Origin of the sequence: Paenibacillus yonginensis (assembly GCF_001685395.1) — a bacterium.
Taxonomy (GTDB): domain Bacteria; phylum Bacillota; class Bacilli; order Paenibacillales; family Paenibacillaceae; genus Fontibacillus; species Fontibacillus yonginensis.
Genome location: NZ_CP014167.1, coordinates 943,547 through 955,335 on the forward strand (window position 1 = coordinate 943,547; position 11,789 = coordinate 955,335).

Here is an 11,789-nt window from a genome sequence, read left to right on the forward strand (position 1 = left end):
TAAAAGCTGCAGTTTAATGGCCTGTCCAGGCTCTAAACTCGCCGGCTTTGGTTAAGGCGTCCAGCGAGATATAACGGGCCAGGTTCTCAGACTGGCTGATGCAGTACACGATCGGACGCGCTTTGGTCTCGTTGGCGGTCCCCGTCTGCCATAGCTGGTATCCGGAAATGGGAAGAGACTGGGCATAAGTTCGTGAAGCTCCCGAGGAGAAAAATACCCATTTGTCCGGCTGGTTCGGTACATCCGGTGAAACTTCCGTGCTGCCGGGGGCAGCAAACTGGGACGGGGAAAGCTTAAGGGGCTCGCCAGTCATCCATAACAGATTATCGTCCGGACGAAATAATCCGGTACTTTGCCGAGCAGGGACAGGGAAAGGGAGATGAACAACCTGTTTATTCTTTAAGCCGACACGTTCCAAAGCGACGGTTCCGCTTGATTCAGGAACCGGGAAGCCGTTTCTGCGTCCCAACCAGTCCGCATCAGTATCCGGCAGCGGCTCGCCGCCGGCTGCTTCATAATAGACAGCCGGCGTCTTGCCCTGTTTGTTGAAAACTCTCCACTGAGTGAGCGTAGGCCCGCCGTACATCGGCACCAAATTGTTCTGGCCGCTCAGGGAAAGCCGTTTTGGATTGTACAGGGGATCGGAACCATTGCCGTATTCGATGAGCGCCAATCCGCCTTCCGGTTTAGCGCCAATGATCAAATAACCTACGGGCGTACGGTCAGAGGACATGAGGCTGACCAGCCAGCCGTGGGTACCCGGTCCGAGCGGGTCGATGGCGACGACGCTTTGTTTCCATGCGCCGAAGCCCTCCTGCTCGCCCAGCGTCTGAATAAGCTCGCGGGCAAACAGCTGAACTTCAGCGGGAGCTGCTTTTGAACCGGATCCCGGTTCATTTAAACTGGAAGACAAAACCGCAGCAGCGGCAGGGGCAGCAACCTTTCCCACGACAGCGGGAGCAAGAAGCAAAGCTCCGAGCAGGAACAGCGATATTTTTTGGGCTAAGGCAAAACCTTTCATGACATCATCACCTGCACTTTTTTTAAGGATGGGTGAGACTTGTCCTTTAATAGGGATATGTTTCATTGTAGTTAAACGCAGCAAAAAAGGGTGTAAGACCCTGTCGGGAGCTGCGCTGCGCCGGCTTCTATTTTTGCTGTCTTTTAGCGACAGAAGTCAGGTTGTAGGCAGCAGGCTGGAACGGAGATGAAAGATGCCGCAGTTTACCGCGGAAACCTGGATACGGGGCTCAAACTGCCACCTGATTTCCTCGCGTCTGGCTTCATACTGCTGCTTCGCGCCCAATCGGGTCTCTTCGTTCTCGTCCTCGAGCAGATGGCTGTAATAGCTGTCCAGAATGTTCAGCTCCTCCTCCAGCCTTGCCCGTGCTTCTGCTGCCCAGCTGTCATCCAACTGCCGCAGATAAGCTTCAAGCTGCTGCTCGAGCCGGATTTTGCCTTCCTTAAGGGACAGGGAGGTGGGGATGATGCTGATGTTCTCAGGAAGCCGGCTCTGCAAAGGAAGGCGGGATACCCTGTCTCCAAAACGGGTATCCACGGTTCCGCTGGTCAGCGATATCCCGTAGTAGTGCAATTCTTCCCGTTTCATATCGCAAGCAAATTCGGCTTTAAAGCAAACGGCCAGCCACGGTTCATAGGCCGCTGGAAGCAGCGTTCTCCGCTGCAGCTGACCCGGATCTTCAAAGACATAAATGAAACTGCCTCCGCGCTTGGCTGCTTCGAACAGCTGCTGAAGCCGGGGGCTGCCAAACGACAAGTCTTCGCGCTGAATCCGGCCCGGCCCCAGAATCGGCAGAGGCCGGACAGCACCGAAATGGCGGCTCATAACCGAGTCCACTTCCGGCGCTGCCGCAGGGGTAATAGAATCGTACTGCTCCGGGTCAAAGACAAACGTGTAGGACATCGTTTCCGGTTCAACCCCGCAGCGGTCCACATACGCCCAGTAATAAGGCCGATTCGTGAGCTCGCGGTCCGCTTGGGGAGAGAGCTTGACGGTTACGTGATAAGCCGACTCCTCGCGGATCTCGCATTCCGTCGCTTCCAGATAAGCGCGGACATAATTCCGAATCTCCTTGGCTGTCATAGTCATGATTACGAACCTCCCAGCAATTCCTGCACCGGCGGCGTTTCGGCTTCTTCCTCCTGAACGGCCTCCAGCTCTTGTTTGATGGCGATCATCGACGAAGCCAGCGATTCGACTCCTTGTTTTATCTGCTCTTCGCTGTCCGCTTCAAGCAGAATTTTATAGAGACTTTTCTCCAGAGAACCTTGCTTCTCCAGCCGTTCCAGAATAACGTCGAGCCCGCCGATGACCATTTCGAACATGTTGATCTTCTCGTGCAGCAGGTTCAGGATATGCTCTTCGATGGTGCCGGTGGTGGATAAGTTGTAAATTTTGACGTCATTTTTCTGCCCGAGCCGATGAACACGTCCGATCCGCTGCTCGACCCGCATGGGATTCCACGGCAGATCGAAATTGATCATATGGTGGCAGAACTGCAGGTTGATGCCTTCGCCGCCGGCTTCGGTGGCGATCATGACCTGGGCGCGGCCGCGGAACAGGTCCATCATCCAGTCTTTTTTGCCCCGGTTCATATTCCCGCTATAAGGAACGGCGATCATCCCGCGGTCGCGGAAATATTTCAGCAGCGATTCCTGGGTCGCTCGGTATTCGGTAAAAATAATGACCTTTTCGCCCGGATCGATGCTCTGGATCAGCTCAAAGGTTTTTTTCGGCTTTCGTATTTGCCTTAATTGCTTTGATCGCATGAACGAGCTCCCATATCTTGTCGCGAAGCGGAGAGTCGGGAGCCAGCTTTTTCGACAGATTCACCAGCGTTACGAACACGGCATCCCGGCTGCTGCATACCTCGCGCTGCAGGGTGATTAGGGAGAACAGGCTGTTCAGATCGCCGCCGGCCGCCGTGTACTGCTCTTTAACGAATGCTGTCACGCCGTCATACAGCGCTTTTTCTTCGGCTGACAAGTCGAGATGAATATTGCGGACGATCCGTTTGGTGAAATCAAGCTGTCCGTCGCTGCGCCGGTTGCGGATCATAACCTTGGACAGCTCGCCGCGCAGCGCGTCTTCATTTTTCGGCTTCCGTTTATCCACTACAAAGTTGGCTGCAAATTCGTTCTGCTTGCCAAGCTGTCCCGGCTTGAGCAGGGTGATGAGATTAAACAGCTCGTCCAGATTGTTCTGTACAGGCGTGGCGGTCAGCAGCAGACAATATTTCTTGCGCAGGCCTAGCATGAATTGGTAGTTGGTCGTCTTTTTGTTCTTCAGCTTATGGGCTTCATCCACGATGACGAGATCATAGATTCCATTGTGCAAAATATCTTTATGCGGGTCCCGCTTGGCCGTATCCATGGAGGCCACGACGATGTCGGACTGCCAGGAATGCTCCTTCTTCTGGGCAATGGCAGGTATGCCGAATTTCTGATTCAGCTCCCGGACCCATTGCAGCACGAGAGAAGCAGGAACCAGAATCAATACTTTGCGGACCAGCCCGCGGATTAAATATTCCTTCAGAATAAGGCCGGCTTCAATCGTTTTCCCCAGACCGACTTCATCGGCCAAGATGGCCCGGCCGCGCATTTCAAACAACACTTTACGCGCCGTATCGACCTGGTGCGGCATTGGTTGAACGGCGGATAGGTGCTTTAGACACTGAAGTTCCTCGAAATGGGTGACAAGACCGGCTTGCTCCGCCTGCAGGGAAAGCCGCTGCAAACGGACATCGTCCCACGGCCCTCCTTTATCGAGGCGGGTCTGCAAATTCTCGTGCCAGCTTGGATCAAAAGTGATAGGCACACCGCTGTTTAGTGCCGGGATGTCCTGCACGCTCACTGTCTTAACAACCTCCTTTGTCTGCGAAACAAGAAACTTTGTAGAAGTAGTATGGACGAAATGGAAGAAGTTCATAACCGAAACTCGGGAAGGGCGGGCACGCCAAGCCGGCATAGCGGGTTTACCCGGCGCTGACGATGTTAACACCCGGTTAATATAACAGCGTTTTCCTCAGGTTCCTCCTTGGTCAGAACACGAAATGAACGTAAAGCGCCCGAATCGGCTTCATGATGATTTACAAATCTGATCAGCCGGATTAATACGGAACTTACATTTGAACGTTATTCTGTTTGATGTGGGAACGGTCTCACGTGGGAACGGTCTCATAGGAAAGCGAGGGTAAACGGTGAGCAACATTAAAGAGATTGCCCAATTGTCGGGCGTATCGAAATCTACGGTTTCAAGAGTTATCTCCGGCCGCGGCTATACGAGCCAGGAGGCCAGGGAGAAGGTTCTTAAAGTGATTCAAGAGCTGCAGTACAAACCAAACGCAGTAGCGCGGGCCATGGTGTCGCAGCGGACGAACAATATCGGCGTCCTAATTTACCGCAGTCAATATCCGGTAGCATCCCACCCCTTCTACGGAAAAATACTTGATGCCATCCTGGCCGCCTCGGCGCAGATGAATTATTCGGTATTCGTGACGACCGACCAGGAAATGTCGCTCCGGTCCGCTGATTTTATGCTCGAGAAAAGAGTGGACGGACTGATCCTGATCAGCCGGCTGGAACAAAACGTGATTGACCATATCGGCAAATTCGGCGTGCCTTATATCATGGTCAACGGCTCCACCGACGTTCCCGGCGTTATCCATATCGTCAACCGCGATCAGGACGGCGGGCGCGAGGCCGCCCGGCATTTGACAGGCCTCGGGCACAAACGGATCTTTATGCTGGCCGGTCCGCAGTCCCACCGGAGCCATCATTTCCGGCTGGAAGGCTTCAGGGCTTACCTGCATGAGCAGCGGTTTGATTGTCCGGAATCCTCGATCGCTTATGCCGGAGCTTCTACTTTTGCAGAAGGTTATCGAAGGATGGAAGAGAGCTGGGAGTTTTTTCAGGCAGAGGGATATACAGCTGTATTCGGCACCAACGATATGCTTGCGCTCGGCGCGATGAAGTTTCTGATGGAACGTTCCGTGAACGTGCCGGGACAAGTGGCCGTCATGGGCTTTGACGATATTGATATGGCTTCCCTGTTAACCCCTTCCCTGACCACAGTCAGAGTGGATACCGCTAAAATGGGACAGCTGGCCTGCCTGATGCTGGACAAGCTGATCCGGCAGGAAGCCGTCAAGGATACGTCCATTGAACTCGGACCCGAGCTGATCATCCGGTCTTCTACTTGGTCAGATAGAAGTCGGTCAGATAGAAGTTTATAGAAGAAAGGAGCGCTTTAAGAATGAGGTGGTATTTGAAAGCGGTAGGACCCAAAAAAATCCTTGAGTTTTTGCTGCTGGTCGTATTCGTCATTTTCTTCATGGGTCCTTTATTAAACCTGGCGATACTGGCGTTTACGGGGAAATGGAATTACCCGGACATGCTCCCACGGGAGTGGTCGCTGAAATGGTGGAGTTTTGTGCTTTCGCAGGACGGGATCGCCAAATCGATCGGGCTTTCCTTCGGAATAGCGGCCATTGTAACCGCTCTGTCAATTATTTTGTGTATCCCGGCCGCCTATGCGTTTGCAAGGATCCGGTTTCCGCTCAGCAGGTTTTTCTTGTTCTCGTTCCTGCTGACGCATGCCTTCCCGAAAATGGGACTTTACGTGTCGATCGCCGTGCTGTTCTACAAGGTTGGATTGATGAACACGCTGGCTGGTGTGGTGCTGATTCATATCATTAACGTCCTGATGTTCATGACCTGGATTCCGACCTCTTCCTTCCGGAACGTGCATACCGCCCAGGAGGAATCGGCGAGGGACGTAGGGGCAGGGCCGTTCCGCGTGTTTCGCAGCATTACGCTGCCTATGGCTATGCCGGGCATTATCGTCGCTTCGATATTCACTTTTCTGAACTCTCTGGATGAGGCGCAGGGAACCTATCTGGTCGGCGTGCCGAATTTTCGGACGATGCCCGTTGTCATGTATGGCATTATTACCGATTACCCGGCTTACGCAGGCGCAGTCTTTTCAATTATTTTGACCGCTCCTACGATTATCCTGCTGTTCGCCGCACAGAAATTCGTAAGCGCGGACGTGCTTTCAAGCGGTTTTCAAATCAAATAGGAAGTTTTGCAGGGCCTTATCCTGCCTACACAGCGTTCATTCCATTTTATAAACAGGAGGTCTTTATGCAGGCTCAATTATCGATCCAGAGATTGACCAAACGTTATAAAACCGGCGACGGCGTATCCGATATTTCGCTGGATGTGGCCAAAGGCGAGATGATTACGCTGCTCGGTCCCTCGGGCTGCGGAAAAACAACGGTGCTGCGCAGCATCGGCGGATTTCTGGATCCGGACTCCGGCGACATTTTGATCGAAGGCAAAAGCGTACTGTCCGCTCCACCGGAAAAACGCCCTACGTCCATGGTTTTCCAGGGTTATAACCTTTGGCCCCATATGACGGTTTATGACAACCTTGCTTTCGGCCTGAAAATCCGCAAGGTCAAAAAAGCGGAACGCGATAAAGCGATCTCCGAGGTGCTGGAGCTGGTTCGTCTGCCGGGAGCGGGGAATAAATACCCGGCCCAGCTGTCCGGCGGCCAGCAGCAGCGGATTGCCGTCGCGCGGTCGCTCCTGCTCAAGCCGTCCGTGCTGCTGCTCGATGAACCTTTCTCCGCGCTGGATGCCAAACTCCGCCACGAGATGCGCGAGGAGCTCCGCGAGATTCAGGCCGAGCTGGGGCTGACCATGGTTTTTGTCACCCATGATCAGGAAGAGGCCTTGTCTATTTCCGATCGGATCGTGGTCATGAATCATGGCCATATCGAGCAGATCGCAACACCGCAGGAAATTTACGATGCCCCGAAATCTCTGTACGTCGCTCAGTTTATAGGCAAAATGAACTTTTTGAAGGGGGTGGTCGCCGGAGGCGCAATTACGGCAGGTACATTAAATTTTCCCAATCCTCATTCGCTTTCAGGTCCCGTGACCGTTGCAATCCGGCCGGAGGATGTGGTGCTGGAGGTTGCGGAAGATAACAGGCTTGGGCTTATAGGGATCATCAAACAGATTATGGTGCTTGGACATTATGCCGAGGTTTCCGTTGATGTCCGGGAACAGGGTACAATCCGGGCGTTTCTGGCGCGCGACGACGTCAAAGAGCTGCTTCCCGGCCAGGAGGTTTCCGTTAAGTATTCTAAGATTCTGGCTTATCCCGAAGCATGAATTCAGTTCTCATCTCAAGATGAAATCTAATTTCCCCATTATGAGGAGGTATTCATTCCATGTTCAACAAGAAAACCGCTTTTACGCTGCTGACGAGTTTGGTTCTGGCCGGCTCCCTGCTTGCAGGCTGCGGCGATAAGAAAACGGCTGAATCAGCTCCGGCAGGCAGTGCAAGTGCAGGGGCGGGGACTCCGTCGGCAGCCCAGTCTTCAGATTTTTCTTTCTACTATACAGGTTCGCAGAATGTGGATGATTTGTGGAAGGCGCTTATTCCGATGTTTGAAGAGAAAAATCCGGACATCAAAGTAAAACCCGTTTACGTCGCTTCAGGCACGGCGGCCCAGCCTACCTACGATAAAATTCTGGCCGCCAGGCAGGCCGGCAAAGGTTCCGGCGGTGTTGACCTGTATGAAAGCGGGATTGATGACGTGACTAAAGGACAGAAAGATGACCTTTGGGATACTCTCGGCGCCGATCAAATCGCTAACCTGAACAATGTCGACCAGCAGACGCTGCAGGACGTTTCCAATCTGGCGATTCCATACCGTTCTTCCGCAGTTCTGCTTGCTTATAACAGCGACAAAGTCTCCAACCCGCCGAAAACATTGGACGAGCTGTACGACTGGATCCGCAGCAACCCGGAGAAATTTGCTTATAACGATCCTTCCACGGGCGGAGCAGGCAGCTCTTTCGTAACGACATCCATTTATAAATTCCTGCCTGAGGAGGCGATCCACAATTCTGACCCAAGCATTGAAAGCCAGTGGACGCAAGGTTTTGATCTTTTGAAAGACCTCGGCAAATATGTTTACGGCAAAGGCATCTATCCTAAGAAAAACCAGGGCACGCTTGACCTGCTGGCCAGCGGCGAAGTGGACATGATCCCGGCCTGGTCCGATATGGTGCTCGACCAGCTCGACAAAGGACAGCTTCCCTCCTCCATCAAAATGCAGCAGGTTACGCCCGGCTTTAACGGCGGCCCGACTTATCTGATGGTTCCTAAAGAGTCCACCAAGAAAGACGCCGTCTACAAATTCCTGGACTTTGTTTTGTCGCCGGAAGCTCAAGAAGTAGTGGTTAACAAAATGCACGGCTTCCCGGGCATCAAGCTGTCCAGTATGCCGCAGGAGATTCAGGATTCGTTTAAAGGCGCCTCCGAAGGCTTCCGGACCTTCAGCCTGGGCGATTTGGGCACGGAAATCAACAAAAGATGGCAAAGCGAAGTTGCTGCCCAATGAGCAAACCGTTCAAAAGGGGGATGCTGGGGTTAGCCTTGGTGCTCCCTTCCTTTCTAATCTTGGTGTTTATCGTCGTGCTGCCGATCATCGGTTCTTTGAAAGTAAGCCTTACGAATGAACAGGGCGGCTATGATTTCTCTAACTACCGCTACCTGTTCACCGATAAGCTGATGCGCTCCAACATTATTTTTACGCTTGAGGTGACTTTAGTCTCCTCGGTGCTTGTCCTGCTGATCAGTTACGCGCTCGCCGTCTATATGAGGTTTAATGACGGTTTGGCTGTTCGCTGGATACGCCGGATGTATATGATCCCGATATTTATACCGGCGGTAATCGCAACCTACGGCATGATTCAGCTGCTTGGCAATCACGGCTGGGCCGCCCGAATTTTGTACCATATGGGGGACGATAGTTTCCCTCGGATTATTTTTGATATGAAAGGCATCATCATCGCCAATTTGTGGTTCAACATTCCCTTTACAACCATGCTGCTCGGCTCCGCGTTATCTGGCGTTCCCGATGCCGTGATCGAAAGCGCAAAGGACGTAGGGGCGGGCAAGCTGCGGATCTTTTTCAAGCTGATTATCCCGCTGACTTATAAAACGCTTCTTGTAGCCGCTACTTTTGTATTTATGGGTGTCATCGGTTCGTTTACAGCGCCTTTCCTGGTCGGACCCAACGCGCCGCAAATGCTCGGAGTTTCGATGGAGCAGGTCTTCGGCGTCTTTCAGGACCGCCAGCTTGCAGCGGCTATGGCCTTTTTCACCTTCCTGCTCTGTTCGTTTATCGGTTATTTCTATATTCGATCGATGATCAAAGAAGAAGGGATGCGCCAGTCATGAGAACTTTATTGTTGGACGTGCAGGGCAAAGCGGCTCCCTGCTGCAGCAAATCGCATATCGCTTACCGCTTTTTCCTTCCCCGTCCCGGGGGCAGGCTGCTTCTGGATTTTGCCTATGGCCCCAACAATCTGGAGGACCCGGTGAAAGCTAAAGCTTTGATTGAAGAAAGTTTACGGACATACGTGGAAGAGGAGCTCCAGGATCAGGCGAAAGCCCGCTGGGAATCTTATCTTCCGCTCAAAAACCTGATCACCGTATCCGTGGACGGACCTGGTGGGCATCGCGGGGCTGCTCACCGGCATGATCCGGAGCAGCATTTATTTTTAAGCCGGAATGAGGCATCGCCGGGACTGGAACACGGAGAGTTAAGGCAGGGAATGTGGGAAGTGACTTTAAGTTTGCATGCCATTCTCACCGACTGGTGTGCCTATTCACTGCAAATTTGGCAGGAAGAGGAGGTTGCCCGATGAGCTGGCTGGCTTGCGAGCTGCATACGCATACGTTTCACAGCGATGGAAAACAATCTTTGCAGGAGCTTGCCGCAGGCGCCAAGTCGCTTGGTTTTGACTGTATCGCCCTGACGGATCACAACACCATGACGGGACTTGCGGACAAAGAGGAAGTCGAACGGGCAACCGGGATTTCCATTATTCCAGGGATGGAGTGGACGACGTTTTTCGGGCATATGGTCACGATCGGGCTTGACCGGTACGTCGATTGGCGGCCGGTGGGTCCGGGGGATCTGCACGCAGGACTCGCCAAGGTTCATGACCAAGGCGGGATTGCCGGCATGGCGCATCCTTTTCGACCGGGGAGCCCGATGTGCACGGGCTGTTATTGGGAATTCGAGGTCAGCGACTGGAACGATATCGATTATATTGAAGTCTGGTCAACCACTTTTGCACCGCTCAAAAACAACAACGCCAGAGCCTACCGGTTCTGGACGGACAAGTTAAACGAAGGATTTCGTTTGGCGGCCACTTCCGGTCGGGACTGGCATCATCAGGAGCCAACGGATGAGCCGTTGTCCGTCACCTACCTGCACCTTGAAGACAGCGATGCTCCCCTGAGAGACCGGGCGATCCGCGCCTTGTCGTCAGGAAGAGCTTCCGTGACGCTGGGACCGCGGCTTGATCTTCAAATCAGCCGGGACGGGAGGTCTTTCGGGATAGGCGACATAGTCCCCAGGTTTGACAGCAGCCGGCAACCGAATGACCAGCGGGACGCCCCCGTTTTGTCCTCCTCTGGTTTTTTCCCGGACCTGCCTTCACGGGTTCAAGTCCGGGCCGCTGCTGATTTTGCTGCGAGAAGCGGACATTGGGAGCTGCCGGAGCAGACCTTCACGATTAAGCTGGACAGTAATACAGGCGTTTTGTTTGAAGGTTCGCTGGATCGGGACAAACCGCTAACTACGGCTGAAATTTCACCGAACCAGCTGACATGGCTTCGCGCTGAATTATGGGGCATCATCCGCGGCGTAAGAACTTTAATTGCGTTTACGAACGCCGTTTATTTTGAGTAGAAGAAGGAGAGGGCCGGAATGAATCTTTATGCCGCAGGCAACACTTCTTTTCCTTTAATTACGGCTCATACAGGCTGTATGGGCACCTTGGACAATACGCTTGAATCCGTACGCAGAGGCATAGAGCTCGGCGCCGACGTGATCGAAGAGGATATACGGGTGACCCAAGACGGGGTTGCCGTTTTGGCGCATGATGATCTATGGACCGGAGCGGGCGGAGGACAAATCCGTATTTCGCAAACCCGCTATGCCGAACTTCGGAAGCTGGAGGTGGTGGCCCATCACGCCGGGAAAAAAGGGAGCATGTCCTTCAGCACGCTTGAGGACCTGTTAAGGATCATCCGATCATCCGGAAGAATGGCCAATCTCGATCTGAAAACCGATGAAGCCGTTGAAGCCGCAGCGGAGCTTGTCCGCAGACTGGACATGTTCGACCAGGTATTTTTGTCCGGGTGCGAAGCAGAGCGCGCCCGGCTTGCCGAAAGTCGGCAGCCTAAGCTGAATAAACTCCTGAATGCTGACGCCAAACTTTTTATGGCTGTGGCTTATGATCAGGCAGTCAAGCAAACCTGTCAGGATGCTCTGGCCGCCTCATGTTTCGGGATCAACATTTATCATGAATTTATAACCCCGGCGCTTGTGGAGCAAGCTGAGGTTTCGGGACTTGCGGTGTATGCCTGGACTGTAAACGAACCGGTGCTCATGGAGCTGTACGCCGATATGGGGGTAGCTTCCATAACCGCAAGGAATGTGGAAGCTCTGGTGCAGCTCAAGCTTAAGCGGTCCCCATAAGCAAAAGGGCTTGGCGCTTTGAACAAGAGCTGAAGTACGCGTATACACGCGTGCTTTTTTTTTGCAAGGATATGAATTTTTTTAGCTTAAAAATCAGATTGACAGAATTGCCATAATCTAACTATAATCTTAGCGAACAGATGGATGTAAGCGTTTTAACGTAAAGGGAATAGATTCTAAAGAATTCTAAAG

The 11,789-nt window shown here is 52.9% G+C and carries 10 protein-coding genes and 1 pseudogene; 8 read left to right on the forward strand and 3 right to left on the reverse strand.

Annotated elements, in window-relative coordinates:
* Positions 1-13 precede the first annotated feature (13 nt).
* The 3 genes and pseudogenes from AWM70_RS04335 to AWM70_RS04345 form a co-directional block, all read right to left on the reverse strand.
* Positions 14-1,021 (reverse strand): hypothetical protein, encoded by a 1,008-nt coding sequence (locus AWM70_RS04335; protein ID WP_068694505.1) that lies wholly within the window; start codon positions 1,019-1,021, stop codon positions 14-16.
* A gap of 156 nt (positions 1,022-1,177) precedes the next feature.
* Positions 1,178-2,110, reverse strand: a complete 933-nt coding sequence (locus tag AWM70_RS04340) for a YqhG family protein (RefSeq protein ID WP_068694506.1) — start codon at positions 2,108-2,110, stop codon at positions 1,178-1,180.
* A 2-nt stretch (positions 2,111-2,112) separates the two neighbouring features.
* Positions 2,113-3,949: pseudogene (locus AWM70_RS04345) on the reverse strand (DEAD/DEAH box helicase).
* A 271-nt stretch (positions 3,950-4,220) separates the two neighbouring features.
* Between AWM70_RS04345 and AWM70_RS04350 the strand changes: the two are divergent.
* The 8 genes from AWM70_RS04350 (at position 4,221) to AWM70_RS04385 (ending at position 11,597) form a co-directional block, all read left to right on the forward strand.
* The gene (locus tag AWM70_RS04350) at positions 4,221-5,255 is read left to right on the forward strand and encodes a LacI family DNA-binding transcriptional regulator (RefSeq protein WP_068694507.1); all 1,035 of its coding nucleotides are present in this window, start codon (positions 4,221-4,223) and stop codon (positions 5,253-5,255) included.
* A gap of 20 nt (positions 5,256-5,275) precedes the next feature.
* Positions 5,276-6,100 carry an ABC transporter permease gene (locus tag AWM70_RS04355; RefSeq protein WP_068694508.1) on the forward strand — a complete coding sequence of 275 codons (825 nt, stop codon included), beginning with the start codon at positions 5,276-5,278 and terminating at the stop codon, positions 6,098-6,100.
* Positions 6,101-6,165: 65 nt separating this feature from the next.
* Positions 6,166-7,203 carry an ABC transporter ATP-binding protein gene (locus tag AWM70_RS04360; RefSeq protein ID WP_068694509.1) on the forward strand — a complete coding sequence of 346 codons (1,038 nt, stop codon included), beginning with the start codon at positions 6,166-6,168 and terminating at the stop codon, positions 7,201-7,203.
* A 59-nt stretch (positions 7,204-7,262) separates the two neighbouring features.
* Positions 7,263-8,441 (forward strand): extracellular solute-binding protein, encoded by a 1,179-nt coding sequence (locus AWM70_RS04365; RefSeq protein ID WP_068694510.1) that lies wholly within the window; start codon positions 7,263-7,265, stop codon positions 8,439-8,441.
* The gene (locus AWM70_RS04370; protein ID WP_068694511.1) at positions 8,438-9,283 is read left to right on the forward strand and encodes an ABC transporter permease; all 846 of its coding nucleotides are present in this window, start codon (positions 8,438-8,440) and stop codon (positions 9,281-9,283) included. Before AWM70_RS04365 ends, AWM70_RS04370 begins: the two co-directional genes overlap by 4 nt.
* Positions 9,280-9,753: a hypothetical protein gene (locus AWM70_RS04375; protein ID WP_068694512.1), complete on the forward strand. Its 474-nt coding sequence runs from the start codon at positions 9,280-9,282 to the stop codon at positions 9,751-9,753. Before AWM70_RS04370 ends, AWM70_RS04375 begins: the two co-directional genes overlap by 4 nt.
* Positions 9,750-10,805 carry a CehA/McbA family metallohydrolase gene (locus AWM70_RS04380; protein ID WP_068694513.1) on the forward strand — a complete coding sequence of 352 codons (1,056 nt, stop codon included), beginning with the start codon at positions 9,750-9,752 and terminating at the stop codon, positions 10,803-10,805. The genes AWM70_RS04375 and AWM70_RS04380 overlap by 4 nt, the downstream gene beginning before the upstream one ends.
* Positions 10,806-10,823: 18 nt before the next feature.
* Positions 10,824-11,597, forward strand: coding sequence for a glycerophosphodiester phosphodiesterase (locus AWM70_RS04385; RefSeq protein ID WP_068694514.1), 774 nt, complete (start codon positions 10,824-10,826; stop codon positions 11,595-11,597).
* The last annotated feature ends 192 nt before the right edge of the window (positions 11,598-11,789 follow it).